Source organism: Clostridium tunisiense TJ, assembly GCF_000300195.1.
GTDB classification, from domain to species: domain Bacteria; phylum Bacillota; class Clostridia; order Clostridiales; family Clostridiaceae; genus Clostridium_J; species Clostridium_J tunisiense.
Genome location: NZ_AMQH01000012.1, coordinates 514349 through 534163 on the forward strand (window position 1 = coordinate 514349; position 19815 = coordinate 534163).

The 19815-nt window shown below is 28.5% G+C and carries 20 protein-coding genes, 1 pseudogene and 1 riboswitch; all 21 genes and pseudogenes read left to right on the plus strand.

The genetic code is table 11. The features are described 5' to 3' along the window. Positions 1-401 precede the first annotated feature (401 nt). Positions 402-494: riboswitch (glycine riboswitch) on the plus strand. Positions 495-610: 116 nt separating this feature from the next. The 21 genes and pseudogenes from C661_RS0114285 (at position 611) to C661_RS0114400 (ending at position 19463) form a co-directional block, all read left to right on the plus strand. Next, positions 611-1960 carry an APC family permease gene (locus C661_RS0114285; protein ID WP_017416022.1) on the plus strand — a complete coding sequence of 450 codons (1350 nt, stop codon included), beginning with the start codon at positions 611-613 and terminating at the stop codon, positions 1958-1960. Positions 1961-1971: 11 nt separating this feature from the next. Then, the gene (locus tag C661_RS0114290; protein ID WP_017416023.1) at positions 1972-2499 is read left to right on the plus strand and encodes a 2'-5' RNA ligase family protein; all 528 of its coding nucleotides are present in this window, start codon (positions 1972-1974) and stop codon (positions 2497-2499) included. Positions 2500-2713: 214 nt separating this feature from the next. Beyond that, positions 2714-4786 (plus strand): tetratricopeptide repeat protein, encoded by a 2073-nt coding sequence (locus C661_RS0114295; protein ID WP_017416024.1) that lies wholly within the window; start codon positions 2714-2716, stop codon positions 4784-4786. 715 nt (positions 4787-5501) lie between these two features. Then, entirely contained in the window at positions 5502-6095 is a 594-nt protein-coding gene (locus tag C661_RS0114300) for a hypothetical protein (RefSeq protein WP_017416025.1), read from the plus strand. Between the two features lie 450 nt (positions 6096-6545). Continuing rightward, complete coding sequence (locus C661_RS0114305) at positions 6546-7238, plus strand: iron-sulfur cluster assembly scaffold protein (protein ID WP_017416026.1); 693 nt, start codon at positions 6546-6548, stop codon at positions 7236-7238. Positions 7239-7257: 19 nt separating this feature from the next. After that, positions 7258-8256, plus strand: a complete 999-nt coding sequence (locus tag C661_RS0114310) for a GGGtGRT protein (protein ID WP_017416027.1) — start codon at positions 7258-7260, stop codon at positions 8254-8256. Positions 8257-8355: 99 nt separating this feature from the next. Continuing rightward, positions 8356-9297, plus strand: coding sequence for a tyrosine-type recombinase/integrase (locus C661_RS0114315; RefSeq protein WP_017416028.1), 942 nt, complete (start codon positions 8356-8358; stop codon positions 9295-9297). A 1567-nt stretch (positions 9298-10864) separates the two neighbouring features. Continuing rightward, positions 10865-11431 (plus strand): hypothetical protein, encoded by a 567-nt coding sequence (locus C661_RS0114330; protein ID WP_017416031.1) that lies wholly within the window; start codon positions 10865-10867, stop codon positions 11429-11431. 41 nt (positions 11432-11472) lie between these two features. Further along, positions 11473-12009: a DUF2441 domain-containing protein gene (locus C661_RS0114335; protein WP_017416032.1), complete on the plus strand. Its 537-nt coding sequence runs from the start codon at positions 11473-11475 to the stop codon at positions 12007-12009. Positions 12010-12091: 82 nt separating this feature from the next. Continuing rightward, the gene (locus C661_RS0114340; RefSeq protein ID WP_157785698.1) at positions 12092-12439 is read left to right on the plus strand and encodes a hypothetical protein; all 348 of its coding nucleotides are present in this window, start codon (positions 12092-12094) and stop codon (positions 12437-12439) included. A 100-nt stretch (positions 12440-12539) separates the two neighbouring features. Further along, positions 12540-13202 carry a hypothetical protein gene (locus tag C661_RS0114345; protein ID WP_017416034.1) on the plus strand — a complete coding sequence of 221 codons (663 nt, stop codon included), beginning with the start codon at positions 12540-12542 and terminating at the stop codon, positions 13200-13202. Positions 13203-13252: 50 nt separating this feature from the next. Then, the gene (locus C661_RS0114350) at positions 13253-13846 is read left to right on the plus strand and encodes a hypothetical protein (RefSeq protein ID WP_017416035.1); all 594 of its coding nucleotides are present in this window, start codon (positions 13253-13255) and stop codon (positions 13844-13846) included. A gap of 128 nt (positions 13847-13974) precedes the next feature. After that, on the plus strand, positions 13975-14097 hold the full coding sequence (locus tag C661_RS23190; RefSeq protein WP_017416036.1) for a helix-turn-helix domain-containing protein: 123 nt from the start codon (positions 13975-13977) through the stop codon (positions 14095-14097). 647 nt (positions 14098-14744) lie between these two features. Further along, complete coding sequence (locus C661_RS22020) at positions 14745-14990, plus strand: recombinase family protein (protein ID WP_017416037.1); 246 nt, start codon at positions 14745-14747, stop codon at positions 14988-14990. Between the two features lie 392 nt (positions 14991-15382). After that, positions 15383-15802, plus strand: a complete 420-nt coding sequence (locus C661_RS24290) for a phage portal protein (protein ID WP_017416038.1) — start codon at positions 15383-15385, stop codon at positions 15800-15802. Between the two features lie 66 nt (positions 15803-15868). Next, entirely contained in the window at positions 15869-16057 is a 189-nt protein-coding gene (locus C661_RS0114370) for a hypothetical protein (RefSeq protein ID WP_192812669.1), read from the plus strand. Positions 16058-16121: 64 nt separating this feature from the next. Beyond that, a complete protein-coding gene (locus C661_RS0114375; RefSeq protein ID WP_017416040.1) occupies positions 16122-16319 on the plus strand; it encodes a hypothetical protein in 198 nt (65 codons plus the stop codon). 234 nt (positions 16320-16553) lie between these two features. Beyond that, positions 16554-16778, plus strand: coding sequence for a P-loop NTPase fold protein (locus tag C661_RS24295; protein ID WP_278244016.1), 225 nt, complete (start codon positions 16554-16556; stop codon positions 16776-16778). Positions 16779-16959: 181 nt separating this feature from the next. Further along, complete coding sequence (locus C661_RS24430) at positions 16960-17088, plus strand: hypothetical protein (RefSeq protein ID WP_278244009.1); 129 nt, start codon at positions 16960-16962, stop codon at positions 17086-17088. A gap of 785 nt (positions 17089-17873) precedes the next feature. Continuing rightward, positions 17874-18095, plus strand: a pseudogene (locus C661_RS22030) (IS982 family transposase); the annotation flags it as partial. Between the two features lie 324 nt (positions 18096-18419). Then, positions 18420-19463, plus strand: a complete 1044-nt coding sequence (locus C661_RS0114400) for an alpha/beta hydrolase (RefSeq protein ID WP_017416045.1) — start codon at positions 18420-18422, stop codon at positions 19461-19463. Positions 19464-19815: the final 352 nt, after the last annotated feature.

Here is a 19815-nt window from a genome sequence, read left to right on the forward strand (position 1 = left end):
TTAAAGGAGGTATACAATAAGTAAAACTATTTTATTATTTAGCTTTAGTATATGTAAATACTTAATTTTTACGAAAAATTAGAACATTTAATATTAAATTGTAGTTAATTTAACAAGAACATTGTCGAAAAATGTATTGACATTTCAATTAATTGTAATTAAAATTAAATTAATTTAATATCGGTGGATGAAAATTATTGGAGATATCTATTAGGGTAGGTGCTATAAAGCAATAGGTTAAAGTTGATAAAAGTATTTAGTTTCTCAAAGTTAACCATATTGAGTTTGGCTCTAAGCAATTAGCTTCTAGCTAATTATATTATACCTTGGATAACCGTAGAAGAAAAAAGTAGGTAAAGCTAATTAGTTACTTTGAAGCTTTCAGGTCACATACAATAATTTGACACCCCCCTGGAGAGTTCACTTAAATGTGGCATCAACGGAGCAACTTTATTTTAAAGGAATCTTTCAGATAAAAGGACAGGGAGTAAGATAGCATTATTTTTCATGCTATTTTACTCGTTGTCCTTTTCTATGTTTAAAAATCTTAAACATTAAGCAAAATACCTTTAAGGACTGGATAATGATTAATAATAAGGAGGTCTTTTTTATGGAAGTAAAAAAAGAAAAGGTGAGTGGAGAAAATAATAAATCCTCAAATGCTTTAAAAAAGCAAATAGGATTATTTGAAGCAATAACTATGGTTATTGGAATTGTAATAGGTTCAGGTATATTTTTCAAGGCTTCTGCAGTATTTGGAAATGCAGGTAGTGCTACTATGGGCATAATGGCTTGGGTAGTTGGAGGTATAATTACCATCGCCTCTGCTCTTACTATAGCTGAAATAGCAACTGCTATACCTAAAACAGGAGGAGTTTTCATTTACTTGAAAGAACTATACAGTGAGAAATGGGCATTTCTATTTGGATGGGTACAAAGCTTTGTATATGTTCCTGGTGCAGTTGCAGCTTTAGCAATTGTATTTGCAACTCAAGCAACTTATTTTGTTCCAATGAGCGGAACTCAACAAAAGATTTTAGCAATTATAATGATTTTATTTATAATGGTTCTAAACATTATTTCAACAAAAATAGGAAGTAAAGTTCAGTTAGTTTCAACTATAGCTAAATTAATACCTATAGCTATAATTATCATTTTTGGCTTAACAAAAGGCACAGTAAATAGTTTTTCCGCAACTGCAATAGAAGGAAGTTCTGTAGGTCTTGCAGGTTTCGGAGCAGCTATATTAGGTACCTTATGGGCCTATGATGGATGGATTGCTGTAGGGAATATGGCTGGTGAATTAAAGAAACCAGAAAAGGATCTTCCAAAATCTATAATAGTTGGACTTCTAGTTATTATCGCAGTTTATGTTCTTATTAACCTTGCAATTATTAAAGTTATGCCAGTTGGAGAAGTTGTTAAATCCTCAAAGGCAGCTACAGATGCTTCAGTGATACTTTTTGGAAAGAATGGAGCTAGCTTAATTGCAGCCGGTATCATGATTTCTATATTTGGTGCGCTAAATGGTTACCTAATGACAGGAGTTAGAATACCTTTTGCAATGGCTCAAGATGGGGTTTTTCCTTTCGCAAAATTCTTTGGTAAAGTAAATGAAAAGTTTGAAACACCATTAAACGCCTTCATTATTGAAGTAGCAATATCTTCTTTATACGTTTTAAGTGGTTCCTTTGAATTACTTACTAATCTTGTAATGTTTGTACTTTGGATATTCTTTACTATGGCGGTTGCAGGAGTATTTATACTAAGAAATAAGTTTAAACATCTTTCAGCACCCTTTAAAGTACCTTTATATCCAATTACACCACTCATTGGAATTGCGGGTGGAATCTATATATTAATTAGTACTTTAATAACAAATACCATGTTTGCATTGGTTGGTCTGTTAATAACTTTAGTGGGCTTACCTGTATACTACTTTATTACTAAAAACAAATAAGGAGTATTAATATGAGATATGTTATAGTATCAGTGTTAAAAGGCGCACCTGGGGAATTTAACAACAAATTAAGAAAAGAAGTTTTTAAGGAATTTGGAGCAAAGTCATCAAAGTTACCAGCTCATTTTACCATTAAGGCTCCTTTCGAATATGAAGATGAGTTAGGCGAGTTGGAAAAAGCTTTAGAGAACTTTTGTCAAAAGGAAAAAAAAGAACCTTTCGAAATCAAAGGATTTGACCATTTTGATAATAGAGTTATTTTTATGAGAGTAAATATGTCTAAGGCGGCTAAAGCCGTTCATGATAGACTCATTGATGAGCTGAGTAAGATAAACTATATAAATTTTGATAAAAAAGATGGAAAAAATAAAGTTTTTCATATTACAGTGAGCTCTAAAAGAATTCAATCAGTATTTAAAGAGTTATGGGAGTATGTAAATAATCTTTCTTGTGACTTTAGTGGTGAGTTTGATAATATATCAATATATAAGTGGTCAAATGATACTTGGGTATTGCACAAGGAATATCATTTAAAATAACTTAAGCTATATTGTTTGTTTTAACAAAAATATAGTATAAATTTAAAAGGGTGATAATTACAATAATTATCACCCTTTTTTAGGTTTAATATTAGAATTTCACCGTAGTATTAATACGTTTCATTAATAATTTATGTTAAAATTAAGTGTGCAGTTTAATCTTGCATAAATTCCTAATGACTACATAAGTATCAGTTGATAAAAGGAGATAATTATGGATTACAATAAGTTTAATATAGAAGAAAAATATGATAGTTATAAGAATATAAGTGAAGAAGAAGCTGAAAATATCATTAATAAGCTTACTGAAAATGAGGAACTCCAAAGTAATTATGACACTATTATCTTAAAGGCAAAAATGCACCTTAAACTCCATAGGCTAGATGCAGCTATAGAATATTTAAAAGAATCTCTTCAAATAAAAGAAAGTGATGAGGCTTATGATCTATTATCCTTTGCATACTATGAAGTTGAAGATTTTAAAAATGCTTTGTACTACGTGAATCTATCTATTGATTTATCTAAGGATGAATTTATATACAACCATAAAGCAAAAATTTTGGAAAGACTAAAAGATTATGAAGAAGCTTTTAATACTTACTATGAGGGATTAAAGTTTTTAATATATAATAACAAGAGTTATGGTGATTTGGAGATATTTGGTGAAAATCTATTAAGAGTTGGAAAGCTATTAAAAGAAAAACTTCAAAAGAAAATTATAAAATTTATAGCAGAAAAAAAATGTGAAGAATTATGTAATTCCTATAATAAACTTCTGGATATTATTATAAAAGAAGAGGAAAATGACCAATACCATAGTTCAAATTTTGAAATTAACATTAACTATTTAGATTTACTGGAACTTGGCAAACAAGTATTGCTGGATTGCGGATATTTTATTCAAGTTATTGACATTTATAAAGTCTTATATAAAATAGAGAGAATCTCCGAATACGAAGAATTGACATATATCAATAAGGGTTATATTGATAATAAAATTAAGGACCTAATTGATGAAGTTGTTAGTAGAACATCCTTACAAGAAAATGATGAACTTTTACTACAGGTTTTGAATCAAGTTATAAATATAAATAATAAGGATTACTATAACTATTTATTCCACAAGGGATATATCTTAATAAAGATAGCAAAGTATAATGAGGGTTTAACCGTTTTAAGGAGCATTATTGATGATAATAAAGCTAAAACTTCAATAAAAGTTGAGGCTTACCAGTGTATAATAAATGGCTTAGAGAATCTTGGTCATAAGGAGATGGAAAGTTATAAAACCTATAAAAAAGAGTTTTCTAGTTTTCTTCAGTATAAAGTAGAAGAAGTGTTACAGGAAGAAACACTATCTCTAGATGATAAGTGTAATATAATCCTTGAGCAATGTGATAGAGCATTAAATATGGATTTAGATAGGGAGTACTGGCTATTAAAAACTGAACAGGTCTGTTTAATTTTTGGAGAAGAATATGAAGAAATTTCACAAAACCAAACAATCTACAATATAATAGAAAATTATAATAAAGCAGTTAAAATATATGATAAGCTAATAGGCTTTAATGAGGGCTGTGCGCATGGATATTATAGGAAAGGTAGAGCTATAGTTCTAGTGCTAAGAATCTTAAATAGTTCAGACTCCACAACTAAAGAAGCAAGGATGGTTCATGAGCTAGACTGTTATACTTATTCTGAGGTTATTTATAATTTAAATAAGGCTATTAGCTTAAATAACACTAATCCTAAATACTTTAACTTACTTTCAAGAACTCACTTTGAAATTGGAGAATATGATAAAGCACTTACCTATATTGATAACGCATTAGCTTTAGATGATGAAGAGTTCTATATTAACTTAAATAAGATATTTATCTTAATAAGGAGTCATAAATATACTGAAGCTATTGATGCTTTGTTAAAGCTTTCCTATAAAAATCCTAAAATGGGTAAAGTGCGAAAAACTTTTTTACCAAAGAAAGATATATTAAATTTTCTTATGGGAATGTTTAATCTTTATTCAAGACAAGATAAAATCTATTACCTTATGGCATTTTATTTCTATACAGTTAGCGATTTTAACTATAAAAAGGCGATAATCTTTATTAATAATGCCATTGAAATTGGGGATGATGAAAGATTCTTTTTATTAAAAGCTAAAATTCATTATAAAAACAAAGAGTATGATGAGGCTATAAAAGCTTGCGATGAGGCATTAAATATTGATGATCATTATGATGAAGCTTATGCTTTAAAGGAAGAAGTTACAAGATGTAAAATTTAGTAAAAGTACAAGGACTTCTCCCTTAAATTCAACCACTTTGCCTAGGGACAAAATTTTTAGTACATATATAAGGTGAATTCATTTTAACTTATATATGTACTTTTTATTTTATATAGCAAAATAAAGGTCTAGGCTGAACGGTAATTGAGACAATACAAAAAACTTTTTTAATTTTCATTATATAAAAATACAATTTCATGCAAGTTAATCTCAAATAAGATATTAACTTGTTTTAAGGTTTTCAAACTAAAATCTTCGTGGTTAAAAATAAAGGTGTATATAAAATTGAAGCAATAGGTGGTATAGATAGTTTACTATTATTGATAATTATTTATCTATATGAAGGAATATTAGTTAACCAATGTAAGGTTTTAACTTTAAAACAAACTACTGTTTTATGTTTTGAAGCTTGTGTTTTAATTCTAACAAAAGAATGTTACCTAATAGGACACTGATATTACAAAATTATAATTACAAGTCTAAAGAAATAAGAATTCTGTTATAGTGCAGATTTTGTTATTATAATACAGTATTGCATTAATCTTGTTGTTAATATAACAACTAATGAAAGATGAAAATAAAAAATTGCAAGAAAATAATTATTAAAATCTTCAATTGTTGGTATACAAGGGTGTGAGAAGTAGCATATAATATTATATGAATAAACATAATATGTAAATTGCAATATTGAAAATAAATATATAGGGGTGGAATAATGAAAACTATTAGTGCAATGAAACGCGATGCTAAGGATTTATTAGAGTGTTTACAGTACGAAGAAGCCTTGAAAATTTACAATATCATTTATGATAAAGAAAAGGATGAATTTACTAGAGATGATTATATTAACTATATTATATGCTTAAGAATGTGCAATAAAAATGAAAGGGCACTAAGTATATGTAAAGACTTTTATATGCATAGAGAATTATACGAAAATGATAAAACCTTTAATCATCATAACCAACTTTTTGCAGCTATACTTTATGATTGCTATATAGTAAATTTTGAAAGTTGGGCAATTAAAGATGAGGATAGATTTTTTAATGCAGTTGATACTATTTTAAGCGTAGTAAGTCAAGAGGAAAGCTATTCTTATGAAAGTGCTGTATTTAGGGCTTTAGAGTATTTATCCAAAAAAGTTATAAGAGATGTAAAAAAGATGTATAATTATTTAAGCAAAGTTAATCCAGAAAAATTAAGTGAGATAACCCCTACTTACTTAGATCAAAAGGGGAGAGTAATTGAAGTTGGTGGAAGTAAAGAAAAGTGGAATATGTATTATGCTATAATCACTGGAGATATTTAAAATATCTCTTTATACAATTAGTGTATAAATCTTATTTTTAGGCTTAAATATATAGAACTATGATTATAAAATAATTAAAAAGCTCACAGTTTAATCCTATAAAATACTTCTTAGACCTTTACTTTATGTGAGGAATAAGAAGTATTTTCTGCTTAAGTTAATAAGCTTTCTCATGTGAATAACTCAGTATAGATATTTAATATTTAAATTTATATAGCCACTATTACATAAATTCAGTGCAATAACATGAACCCTATATAAAATTTATGTGTAGCTATTGTTAAAACTAAATATATTTGGTAAAATGAGTGAGTCGATTTGCTAAATTTACCCACTGTGGGATAATTTTAGTCCCATGTAGTGGTGTTAAATATCATAAGCTTTATAGGATATTAAATATACCCTAAAGATTTATGTATAAGTATTTTGGTAAGAGGAAGGAGACTAATTATGATTTATTCACATGAAGTTCAACAAATGGTATGTGTTGCAAAAGGACCGAACCATGGAGCAGCACCAATACCACAAGAAGGAAAATGGGTACAAGCTAAAGAAGTTAAAGATATCTCAGGATTAACCCATGGAGTAGGTTGGTGTGCACCACAACAAGGAGCTTGCAAACTAACTTTAAATGTAAAAGACGGAATTATTGAAGAAGCATTAGTTGAAACATTAGGATGTTCTGGTATGACTCACTCAGCTGCTATGGCTTCTGAAATATTACCAGGAAAAACAATACTTGAAGCACTTAACACAGACTTAGTTTGTGATGCTATAAATACTGCAATGAGAGAATTATTCTTACAAATAGTTTATGGAAGAACTCAAACTGCGTTCTCAGAAGGTGGACTGCCTATTGGAGCTTCTTTAGAAGACTTAGGTAAAGGATTAAGAAGCCAAGTTGGAACAATGTTTGGAACTAAGGATAAGGGAACTAGATACTTAGAAATGGCTGAGGGTTATGTTAATAAAGTAGCCCTTGATGAAGAGGATCAAGTAATTGGATATGAATTCATTCACCTTGGAAAAATGATGGATATGATTAAAAAGGGAATGGATGCTAATGAAGCAATGAAAAAAGCAACTGGAAGTTACGGAAGATTTTCTGAAGCACATAAAGTAATAGATCCAAGACACGAATAGGAAATGGAGGAAGCTAAACATGGCATTATTTGAAAGTTTTGAAAGAAGAATAAATCAAATTCTACCAGTACTTAATCAGTATGGAATAGAATCTTTAGAAGAGGCAAAAGCAATTTGCGATGAAAAAGGCATAGATGTTTATAATATAGTAAAAGAAATTCAACCTATTGCATTTGAAAATGCTTGCTGGGCATACATAGTTGGCGCTGCAATTGCTATTAAAAAAGGATGTACAAGCGCTGCTGAAGCTGCTGAAGTTTTAGGAGAAGGAATACAAGCATTCTGCATTCCAGGTTCTGTTGCAGATGATAGAAAAGTTGGAATAGGACATGGAAGACTTGCAGCAATGCTTCTTAGAGAAGAAACTAAATGTTTTGCATTCTTAGCAGGACACGAATCTTTTGCAGCTGCAGAAGGTGCTATAGGTCTTGCAAAATCAGCTAACAAAGTAAGAAAAGAGCCATTAAGAGTAATATTAAATGGTCTTGGAAAAGATGCTGCAATGATTATCTCAAGAATTAATGGTTTCACATATGTTCAAACTAAATTTGACTATTACACTGGAAACTTAGAAATAGTTAAAGAAACTGCTTATTCAAAAGGCGAAAGAGCAAAAGTAAGATGCTTTGGTGCTGATGATGTTAGAGAAGGGGTTGCTATAATGCATCATGAAGGCGTTGATGTATCCATAACTGGAAACTCAACTAACCCAACAAGATTCCAACATCCAGTAGCAGGAACGTACAAAAAAGAATGTATTGAAATGGGTAAAAAATACTTCTCAGTAGCATCTGGTGGTGGTACTGGAAGAACACTTCACCCAGATAACATGGCAGCAGGTCCAGCTTCTTATGGTATGACTGATACAATGGGAAGAATGCACTCTGATGCACAATTTGCAGGTTCATCTTCTGTACCAGCTCACGTAGAAATGATGGGACTAATCGGAATGGGTAACAACCCAATGGTTGGTGCATCAGTTGCTGTAGCTGTTGCTATTGAAGAGGCAATGAGATAATAAGGCATTTATAAAATTAGAGGTACACGTCATTATTAGTATAAAGCTAATAGATGTGTATCTCTTTTTTTATTATTTCAAGGTGGTGTATAAGTTAAAATGGCAAGAAAATTAAAGATTAAATCTAATAATAATCTAACATTTAAAGAAGGGTTTGAAGAATTTTTAGATAGCTGTAAAGCTAGAAATTTAAGACCTGCAACTATTAAACATTATGAAGAGTCTTATAAATCCATTATTAGATTTGTAGATGAAGAAATGTTTATAAAAGATATTAGTCATAAAACAATAGACAAATTTGATAGAGATAGCAAAGAAAACTTAGATATTAAATCTCAAACATTGTTCACATACACAAGAGATTTAAAAACGATAATCAATTACTTTATAAAGTTAGATTATTTAAATCAATTCAAAATCAAGTTGCCAGAGGTAGATAAAGCACCAATAGAAACTTATTCAGATGCAGAGTTAAAAGTTTTACTAAAGAAACCTGATTTAAATAAGGTTAGTTTTGCACAGTACAGAGATTGGGTAATCATAAATTTTCTGCTAAGTACAGGTGTAAGACTTAATAGCTTCATAAATATAAAAATTAAAGATTTGGACTTTGAAAATGAAGTTGTATATGTAAATGTAACTAAAAATAGAAAACCATTAATTATTCCTTTGAATTCTACAATCATAAAAATACTTAAAGATTATTTAAAAATCAGACAACACCAAAGTGATGATGAATTTCTATTCTGCACAGTCTTTGGAACTCAGTTATCAAAAAGAACTATAAGCACAAGTCTTTATCAGTACAACAGAGAAAGAGGCATTTTTAAAACAGGTATACACAGATATAGGCATACATTTGCAAAAAAGTTTATTACTATCGGAGGGAATCTAGCTATTCTCCAAAAGATTTTAGGACATAGCAGCCTTCTTATTACTCAGAACTACTTGAATATGCTCATAAGTGATTTAAAGAAAGAAATGAATGAATTTAACATATTAAATGAGTTTAGAAATGAACATATAAAAATAAAAAAATAGAAAAGGTAGGTAGATTAATACGACAACTAAACAAAAAAACTATTCAATTATTACTACAACTTAATGTCAACAGAATTCAGGCAAGAAATATTAAGCTACGAAGATTTTAAAATGGACAATGTGAATTATAGTATAAGAGTAAATTTTAAAAATGGAGACTGGATAAGATTATATCAAAAACTGAACGCACAGGTAGAGTGGTATTAGAATTACTTTAAATGAGGTTAATGGAGGGATAAGAATGAATAAACATGAGGGGATATACAACGTGCTGAATTATATTGAGTTACATGTAAAGTAAGCAAAAAGATTAATTGAAATTGAAGAAATGACAACTAATGAAGAAACGCAATTAAAGTATCACTTAGAGCAGATTCAAAAATTTAAATCAACAACGAAAAAAGGTCAGTAACGGCAATTACTAACCTTTTTACAACTTAATATCGATTATTGAACTCTTAAAATAAGAAAATTCATCAACCAAACACTCTAATTATATTATATTTTAAAAAGTTTCTTATTTCAAGGTTTATTTCTTATACCCTTTTTTAGTGGTTTAGGTTAGTTGTATAAGCACTAGAGCAACTATAAATAAATCTTGTAGGATTAGCCTTGCCGCTGCAAAACAATAGGCTAGGACATGTATTATTACTGTTATCGTAATATTTGTCCTTAAAACGAATGTATCTAGTCGTTTAATAAATTAGATAGGCAGGTATGCTGGTATGCAAATACGGGATTATAGCAGACTTTTAGAGCAGTTTATAAAAGGATGAAGCATAATACAATAGCAGTACAAATAAGAAACTTCAACATTAAACCCAACTTTTTATTTTTCCCCTGTTTTAGGGGGAAACTACGTCTAATTGCTTAACATTTCCCCAACTTTAGAAGTTCCTAACCGAAGTGTCAACTAAAATTAAGAAAATATTTATTATTTTAATAGTGTTTTATAGATAGTATAAAATAGCATTAAAATAATAAGAGAGGAATAGGGATGTTAGACTGGATGAATTTCTAGCCTTTTTTATAACACAAATTATCTTGGATTAAAATATAAAAATACCGCAAAGTTCATTTCTGAATACCGCAGTATTTTATTTGTAAAACTTATTTAATTAATTCAACTGATTACTATAACTTTTATCTTATTACAAAATCATAAAAGCGTCTCAAAGCGTTAATTACTGCATTATGAGATAATTTTCCTAGATTCTCTTTTTCACCACCAATATCATATTGATACAAAATATTTTGTATACTATCAGCCAACTCTTCCCAAGTCATACATTCCCATTCACAAATCTTATCAATTCTTTTGATATAATCATAGACTGTACTAGGGTTGCCAGATGGAGTTTTTTGCTTATACCCTTTATCGATTAAGAAAGAGTTGATAAGAATCAATGATGAGAGTACTCAAAAGATTGTTGCAAAATGTGATGAGATTATAAAGATATGCGATGAAGCAAGAAAAATATGTGGTGAAGTTTTGGAAAAATAGAAGGAATTTATTACCTTTTGTAGAATAATGGAAGTATAGATATTTTTGAGAGGGTGTAAAATAATGAAGTGTAAAAATCTAATTAAGAAAGATTGTACCGTCTTTTTAGAAGACCAAAATGGTAATTTGCTTGATATTGGAAATGATTCTTTAATTCAAAAATATGAAAGAGCCAATAATGTTATTGTTAAGGATATGGTAAATGAATTTTTAACTAAAGAAGATGATGGTTTTGCTGGTATTTTTGAAGATATAGAAAAAATGGTGGAAAAATATCATATTGATTACTTCATGTATGGTGATGGTAAAGAGGTATGCGAAGGAAGTTTAGCCTTAGTATATAATTTAAAAAATAGACATGCATATATGGATTGTAGGTTAAAAATTTTCTATAACTATACATATAGTGCATTAGATAAATTATCTTATATGATAGAGTTTTCTAGTGGTTCAAGTGGTGATATTTATGGCTTTACATTCTATAAACATTTTAATTCAAGTAAATTCTTCTCAATTAAAAATATGTTAGAAGAATACTTTGCGTGTAAAGATAATTTTTCAGATGAAACTAAATTAATTGAAATATGTTCCTCAAATGTTATAAATAGGATTAAGCAATATTACTCTTGATTTTAAATTCATTGATATTTGAAAATAGAGGTAGTAATATAATGAAATTTTATCATTTAGATCGAGGAAATTCACTTAAAGAAGGTCAAGTAGTTGAACTTAAACAAATAGATGATATAGAGTGTACAAATGTTCCTAAATTATCGTCAGAATTACAAAATCATTTTAATGAATTATTTTCTGACGGTGTTACTAGACATGGAGAAATGTATTTCGCATTTGGAGGTCATAATAATAGTAATCCAATAATTGAATTAATATTAGAATATATTAGAAAAGCTAACTTTAATAACAAACCATCAAGAAATAAGTGTTTGTTTGCAGTTGAAAACATTAATGATATTTTTAGATTAGCGACTTTATTAAATGCTAAAAACTTTACTGTATGGGAAGTGGAGTGTGAAAGTTATTTTAAGGCAAATATGAATTTGCTTGGGATAAACACACCTTCTATACTTATTAATTCTTATATTTTTAATGACTACTGGAAAGGAAATCAAGGAATTGATGATAATCCACTTTGGGAATATTTGTTAGTACCACCAGTGAAAATAATTAGAAAAATAGAATTAGATTAGAAAGTACTATTAATTTAAGTACTCTTTTATTATTTATCATTAACCTTCTAAATTTTGAATATATATAATTTGAGAGGTGATAATGATGATTAATAATAATAATGATAAATTTCTATGGGAAAAATTAATAACTCTTTTGGTAGAAACTAATGGTGGATACACAAGTGCGACAGGTCATCATTTTGATTATATACCAAGTACACACTTAGTTACTTGTTATGAGAATAAGCATGGTAGAAAATACTACTTATTTGACTATCTGGACTGTGCTAATAATGGGAAATTTGTTATGGGTTACAATAAAGCTGATTATGATTTATTAAAACAACATATAGAAGTTAGAGATGATATAGAAATATATGCAAAAGATTTATCTGAACCTGATGAAAATTATATGATTATTTCTAATTCTTATAGATATGTAGAATAATTATTGTTAGTAAACACATCTTTACAGGTGTGTTTTTTATTATGTAAAGTTTGACAAAATATTACACTCCTATGTAGAATGTATGTGGGGGTGTTTTTGTTTGAATTTATTTCATAGAAAAAGCAAAAAAGAAAAAAATAACTTTATAAGTGATAAGCAAATTATTAAAGAGTTCGATAGTTATTTTAAATTATATCATGAAGATGATTATAAAAATATTCTTAACTCGTATAACCATATAAAAACTGAATATAAAAGCAAAATGGAAAATAAAGAAATTGATATTACAATTGAAAAAATTAGATTAGAAAAAAATATTGGCAAATTTCAGGGAACATCGACAAAGAATGGAAATACAATAATTACAGCTATGTTTTGCGTATTTGCTCAATTTACTGTAATTGATGGAATTAAGCTAGTTAGTATAAAAAACAGCATAATTATATATTTATTAACTTATTTAGCCCTATTTTTGTTTTTATATTATATGTCTAAAGATATAAATAAAACTAAGCCAAATGACTTAATGATATACATTTCTTTAAAGGCTTTAGAGGATTTAGAAAAAGAATATGATGATGAAAATACTAAAAAGCAAGATATAAAGAACCAACAAGCTATGGTAGAACAGTTAAAAAGTGAAAATATTGATTCTAAAAAAGATGTTTTTATGGATATTGTAGCACCAGCAATATTAGAGGTTGCAGCAAGCGTAGTTCAAAAAAATAGTTTAGTTAAGAAAATATTTAAAAAGAAAAAGTAATTTATTTTAGTATAGGATTAGTTAATAATGATACATCTAAAGGTGATAAAATGAGTAAACAAGTAAAAAAGTGGTATAAACTAGTAAATAAAAAATTTGAAATAAATGCCATGTATAATAAACAAAAAACAAAGCAAGACTTTATTTCAGATTTTAAGGAACATTTAAATAATAGTATTAAAGATAATAAGGTAATTTACGAGGGCAAAGAAAGAGATATTTCTGATATAAAATTAGAATGGGAAAGTAATATTAAAGAGCAGAGCAATTCATCAAAGATTAATAATTACTCTATTATAATTTCAGCAATGACAGTTATGGCGAGTATGTCGAGTGTAGTATTTTTAAGTAATCAGCAAGTGGGTTTTGATGATAGATATTTAACGCTATTAAGCCTTATTGGAGTTTTTTACTCCATATTTTATCTATTTAGTGAAGCAGAAAGATATACTAACACTATGATATTTCATGAATACTCTTTTTATGAGATTTGTTTACTAGTTTTAAATAAGGTTGAGAGCAAACCAAGTACATTATCTACAGCTTTAAGTGAAGTAGTTGCTACAGAAGATGACAGTGGAAAGCTAGATGAAATACTTAAAAATACAGAGGAAATCAAAAGCTTTTTAGGAATTAAAAATTAATATTAGTTATGAACTAGGGAGGAATCTCTAGTTTTTTATTATGTTAAAATAACTTATCAAGGTAAAATACTTGATACAAGTGTTACTTTGTTTAAGTGTAATTTTAAGAAGTGGAGGTGATTGATTTAATGTTATATGAAAGAAAATTAAAAGCTATTGAATGTATTATAAAGTGTGAAAACATAACGGATACAGCTAAGTTAGTTGGTGTGAATAGAAAGAGTATTTATGCTTGGATTGATGATAAATAGTTTAAGGCAGAACTGGACAGACAGATACAATAGATAAAAAAGCAGGGAGAACAAAGAATATTATCTAAATCGCATCAGTTCTTAGAAGAATTAGAAAAGATAGCGTTAACTGGTAAGAGTGAGAAGAATAAATTAGATGCTCTAGAATACTTAATAAATAGAATCTATGGTACTCCAACATCAAAGGTTGCAGATGTAACGAACAAAGAAGATAAAGATAATATAAATACTGAGGACTTAACACAAGAGTTTAATAAGTTTAAAGTGTTAAAGAAAGCAGAATAAAATAGTTGCTTTATAATAGTCTTGAAAAGTATACCTAGTGATACTAATAAAATTTAAACGATATTATGAACTTTATAAAGTATATAAAGCTGTAGTTTGTGTATCAAAAATGTATGTTTATATTTTGATACCATAGGAGCATAATAATATTATGGAAATGAGTTTATGCAAGTAAACTTTAAAGATGAAGGGGGATACCTTCTAAAATTGAAGTGGTCAGAACCACGTTGACCAGTTAGGCGATTTTTATATTACTCCCAGAAAATCAAAGGGTACTTAACTCTAATTGCTATAGTATTAAAAACTAGAGGTATTAATATGTTATATTTTGCTTACCACAGAACGTCTACGAAAAGCAACATTTGGATAGAGGAATATCTGAAATCAATGAATTTATTGCTAAAGAGAAACTTGAATTAGTTAATGATATTTATACCGATCAACAAACAGGAAAAAATTTTAATAGGCCTTCTTATGTTAAAATGCTTCAGGATATAGAGTTAGTAAGGAAAGTTAATCCAAATGAAAAAATAGCTTTAATATTAACAGAGTTAAATAGACTTGGAAGAAATAAGCAACTCATCAATAATCTTAGATGTTATACATGATGTAAAAATGAAAAGTAGTCATAGCGATATATATCCCTATTTAAAACCAGAACTAAAGATTCAGCCTGAAAATATTATTCAGTATATTAATGATAGAATGATTTTGAGACTAACAGTTACTACATCGATGTTTACACTGAAAATTATATTTATCATCTTGATAATGAATTCAATAAGGTAGCTACACCAACTATTAATATTTTTGGTGTAGTTCCAGTAACTGTTGGGGAGCTCACAGAGAAAAAGATAGATGATAGCCTATATAAGGATACTAAAGGGGTATAGGATGCTTTTGAAACAAATCTATCTGATGTTGGTAATGAAATAAGTGATTTTAGGAATGTTTATTTGTTATTTAAAATGCTCAAGTAGATGATAAATATATTCCTAATATGAAGAAGTTAAGGGTTATCCAATTTTCCCAAGCTGGTGGAGATGCTTCCTGGTTAATAAAAAACATTAATGATACATTTATTCAAAATACTTTAGATAGATATGAGGATATCATGTATCAGATTGCTTGCCATATTAACCATAATGAAAAGTTACAGCCTAATTTATCAGGTATAACCTTAAGATCCAGATTAATTCTACTGGAGAATAAGTGTAACCTAGAGATTAAAGCTCGTAAAAATATGGTTAAGAATAGAATTAGATTCTTATTTATTTATCTTAATCTTAAAAAGAATAAAAACTATGACTTTAAAGATGTTAAAGCCATTTATACTCGCAACATACCTAGTGACGATTTGGCAACAGCTCAAATGCTTAGTCAAGTTCCAGAAGGAACTATTTCTATGGTGCGCTTATAATTAGAGGAACTGAAGAGGTTGAAAAACACCTTAATGACTTTGGAGCTGTTGCTGCAAATATTGGGGATGTACTGTTATTTAGAAAAGATGTGTATAAGTGAAGTGTTAGAAGAAACATATCATTTTGAGCAAAACTTAAGGAAGCAAAATGACGATAAGGGTGAGCCATTAAGAAGTATTTTAAATGAAATAGATGCTAAAGAATATCTAATCAATAACTCGAAAAAATATAAAATTCCTAGAAACGAAATATAAATAACAATGAAACAATTAGAGTATTATAAAAATGCATTAAAAGAAGTTATGGAGGGTGAATAGCATGTGTAAAGTAATTTCTGAGTTTAGAGTAAAAAATTATGCTGTGTTAAAGCTAGATGAAGATAAACCATTAAAAAAATATTCCAAGTATTTAATAGATGGATTGGAGTATGAGATTGTGCCAGTATATGATTCTCCAAGATGTATAGCAATAGAATCAAATGACAGTTTCTTAAATAAGGAAATTAAGTTTATTTAGGAAGCACTTACTAAGTAAAAATAGTAGTTGCTTTTATTATGTCTAAAATTAGTATTTTGCTCTCATAAATGTATGAAATGAGAATTAGATCCTGAGTTTAATAATATATTGAAGTGATAATATAATAATCCTTATATAATACTAATTAATTAAAAGTTATTATGGGGGATTATTAATGATGAGCAGGGAAAAAATTTAAATACATTTGAAGAAGATGTATTTAATAGAAAATTTATAGCGAAAAATTTAACTAAAATAATTGAGCCACAGGATGCGTCAATGGTAATGTCATTAGATTCAGAATGGAGAACAGGGAAAACAACATTTGTGAGAATGTGGAAGAATATGCTGGACTCTAATGAATATAATGAAAGGTTTAAAACAGTTTATTTTAATGCTTTGGAAAATGATTTCATTAAAGAGCCATTAGTTCCATTATTTTCAGAATTTATGCTATGATACATTATGTAAAGTAGAAGAAAATTTATTATAATATCTATTAACATTAGAATACTGATATTTTAAAGATTTGTTAGTATACTTTTAAAAGTAAATACAAGTGTATTGTACATAAAAATACTTAGATTACTATAAAAATAGGGTGGTTCATAGAGCTACTTTATTTTTTTATTTTTGTTCTATGAAATTTGTGAAGGATATTTTTAAAACAGTTTGGAGCACTTCCAGCTGTTATGATAGAAGAAAAAAAGAAAAGGAAAAAAGAGGGAAACAGAGAAATAAAATGCAAGATAGTAAGAGTAGATTATAGTTATAATGATTTATCAGTTATATTATAACTTCACAAGAATTATTATAGAATTAAAGCTAGTAAAATAAAGGTTAAAACATGATTTTATTAGTCCTATGTTAAAGGATAGGGAATAGGATAAAGAATGGGATTGAATAAGAACATTTAACAAAGTATAGGCAGTTTAATATAGTACACGCATAATACACAAACAACTATTAAAGCCTTGCAAATATGCTACTCCTGTTGCAATTAAAAAAGCCTTTAGAAAATAAAAAAACTATATACTTAAAATAAGCATCGCCATCTAATAAAAAACTTCCTCAAACTCATAAAAAAGTTCGGGAAGAAATAAATAGATAAATTAGCTCCACGTTTAGCAAATGGCTTTATGCTGGGCTTTTATGTGGGACTTTATTATGATTTTACTTTTGAACCTTAATTCTACTCTGTGTATAAGTCGGTAAAAAGCGTGATTTTTTCGTGGTAGACTTTTTTATGAGGGAAAAATAGGGATATGTCGTGAAGGTAGGCGGTAGAAGGCGTGAGAGGGTGTGGGAGAGTTGGGGAGATTTATTCACAGGGAAGAGCCTTCTGAATTTTTGAATACAGATTAGATTATATAAGGTTTTAATAGTGAAAGAGAAACATTTAGATTATTGAATGTATATTATAAATAGATTGCTCAAAGATATGATTTGGGGCTATATTGCACACTAATTCGGCAAATTTGAAAATAGTTATAGTATTTTATATACACAATATGTATAATATGATCATAATTAGTAAATTTTGGAGATAACGATATATTTGAAATAGAAGATATAATTACTGTGATTTTTATTTTAATTGATGATATTTACCTGGAGATTACTCCAACACACATTAAAGAACGAAAAAATATTAAGGATACTATATTAAGGGCTAGTGAAAAAATAACCATAAGTATAGTTGGTGAATTATTGACTATAGACTTTGAAAAAGCTTGGGTAGACTTTTGTGAAAAAAACTTAAAGGATTTATTTCCATGATTGTGTGATAGAAAACATCTCCTTAGTATTCTCAAGTTCAGGATCGATGACAGGTGTACGATTCTCAATTTTAAAGGCTATGGACATTAGTATTGTAACTAAATAATGTAGATAAATAATATGTTCAATTAGGTGATTTATAATCATGGTTTAAACTTGATCCTCATTTGTTAATTTGTAATTTTTTATTCACAAATTTAAATATACCTTTCAAAACAAGGTGGTTCAAGTTTAGCGTAGATAGAATATAAAAAATAAAGGTCTTTGCCAAAGTTTCTTAACATAAACTTTGACACTACGAAAATAGTGGGGGGATTGTATATGAAATACAATAGTTTTAAAGAATTAGAGAATGAGTACTCTGTACCTTTTTCTCAAGGAAAGTATATGGAAGCTTTAACTTTGTTAAAAAATGGAATGAAAAGTCTTCCAGAAGAAGAGTTGGAAAAATATTTATTTAATATTATACTAGATAAAGCTCAACTCAATAGCAAATCAAAATTATATGATGAGTGTCTAAAAGATTTAACATACTTAGTTGACAGAAGTTATGTATGTCCTTTATATTGGAGCAGATTCTCTGATCCATTTACTAAAAGTAAGGACTACATAAAATTAAGAGAGAAAAATGATTTTCAAAGAAGTCGTCAACAAGAAAATTTAAGTCTAGTATGGGAGGTTTTATTGCCTCAAAACTATACTAAAGGAAAAAGGTACCCTTTATTTATAAATTTACATGGTGATGGAGATAATATAGCATATCACAAAGAGTTTTGGAAAGCTGAAGAGTTATTAAATAAAGGTTTCATTGTTGTTTATATTCAATCAAGTCAATTAATCAGCCACAATGGTTATTCATGGACAAAAACAGTTTTTTATAGTCCTGATCAGAAAAATTGGCCAGATTCAGAACAGATACGTCCAATATCACAAAGTAGTTATGAAATTAGTGAATGTTATGATTCAGCATATGATGAGATTAAGAGATGTTATGATGCTATAAGCAATGAGTATTCAATTAATGAGAATAGTATCATAATTGGGGGATTCTCAGGCGGAGCTAAAGCAGCTATAGATATTGCAATGACTAATACTGTTCCAGTAAAGGGATTTATTGCTCTATGCTCATCCAAGCCAAATTCATTTACAAAAGACAATATTGAAGAGCTGTTACATCGAGGTGTAAAAGGTGTGTTTATGGAAGGCGAGAAGGATGTGCCGGTGCCAAAAGTGGATGAGATGATGAAAGACTTTAAGGATATTGGCGTTCCATACCAATATTACATTAATGATGGAATAGGTCATTGTTACCCTAATGATTTAAGTGATAAATTAGTACAAGCTGTAGATTTTATATTAAAGTAAAGTTAGATTATGAACTAAGTTAATATATTACGTATGAGAAGTGTTGAGTTTTAGCACTTTTATGGAAGAATTTGCACCTCTGGGGTGCTTGTGATACATGGTGAATGCCATGTTCTTCACTTGCTAGTGCAAATAGCAAGAAGAAACTGTTTATAGTTTATTCTAGAGAGCAGGTCAAAAGCAAATAATTGTAAATTCAATAAGTATTCAGAGATAATTTTATTTTAGACAAGAGGTTACCAAAAAGCTATTTTTCTTTGTTTATTATTATTCTTGTATCCAGTTGCTATTGAAGAGGCAATGAGATAATAATACTTTATTGTATCAAATAACAAAAAAGTCATGTCACACA

What these genes read in the sequence shown, in the direction of transcription:
- C661_RS0114310 (WP_017416027.1), top strand. Translation starts at nt 7,258, where the DNA reads ATGGCATTATTTGAAAGTTTTGAAAGAAGAATAAATCAAATTCTACCA.
- C661_RS0114290 (WP_017416023.1), top strand. Translation starts at nt 1,972, where the DNA reads ATGAGATATGTTATAGTATCAGTGTTAAAAGGCGCACCTGGGGAATTT.
- C661_RS0114370 (WP_192812669.1), top strand. Translation starts at nt 15,869, where the DNA reads ATGTACTGTTATTTAGAAAAGATGTGTATAAGTGAAGTGTTAGAAGAA.
- C661_RS0114330 (WP_017416031.1), top strand. Translation starts at nt 10,865, where the DNA reads ATGAAGTGTAAAAATCTAATTAAGAAAGATTGTACCGTCTTTTTAGAA.
- C661_RS0114375 (WP_017416040.1), top strand. Translation starts at nt 16,122, where the DNA reads ATGTGTAAAGTAATTTCTGAGTTTAGAGTAAAAAATTATGCTGTGTTA.
- C661_RS0114400 (WP_017416045.1), top strand. Translation starts at nt 18,420, where the DNA reads ATGAAATACAATAGTTTTAAAGAATTAGAGAATGAGTACTCTGTACCT.
- C661_RS0114300 (WP_017416025.1), top strand. Translation starts at nt 5,502, where the DNA reads ATGAAAACTATTAGTGCAATGAAACGCGATGCTAAGGATTTATTAGAG.
- C661_RS0114340 (WP_157785698.1), top strand. Translation starts at nt 12,092, where the DNA reads ATGATGATTAATAATAATAATGATAAATTTCTATGGGAAAAATTAATA.
- C661_RS0114335 (WP_017416032.1), top strand. Translation starts at nt 11,473, where the DNA reads ATGAAATTTTATCATTTAGATCGAGGAAATTCACTTAAAGAAGGTCAA.
- C661_RS24290 (WP_017416038.1), top strand. Translation starts at nt 15,383, where the DNA reads ATGAAGAAGTTAAGGGTTATCCAATTTTCCCAAGCTGGTGGAGATGCT.
- C661_RS0114305 (WP_017416026.1), top strand. Translation starts at nt 6,546, where the DNA reads ATGATTTATTCACATGAAGTTCAACAAATGGTATGTGTTGCAAAAGGA.
- C661_RS0114350 (WP_017416035.1), top strand. Translation starts at nt 13,253, where the DNA reads ATGAGTAAACAAGTAAAAAAGTGGTATAAACTAGTAAATAAAAAATTT.
- C661_RS0114285 (WP_017416022.1), top strand. Translation starts at nt 611, where the DNA reads ATGGAAGTAAAAAAAGAAAAGGTGAGTGGAGAAAATAATAAATCCTCA.
- C661_RS23190 (WP_017416036.1), top strand. Translation starts at nt 13,975, where the DNA reads ATGTTATATGAAAGAAAATTAAAAGCTATTGAATGTATTATAAAGTGT.
- C661_RS0114315 (WP_017416028.1), top strand. Translation starts at nt 8,356, where the DNA reads ATGGCAAGAAAATTAAAGATTAAATCTAATAATAATCTAACATTTAAA.
- C661_RS24430 (WP_278244009.1), top strand. Translation starts at nt 16,960, where the DNA reads ATGAAATTTGTGAAGGATATTTTTAAAACAGTTTGGAGCACTTCCAGC.
- C661_RS0114295 (WP_017416024.1), top strand. Translation starts at nt 2,714, where the DNA reads ATGGATTACAATAAGTTTAATATAGAAGAAAAATATGATAGTTATAAG.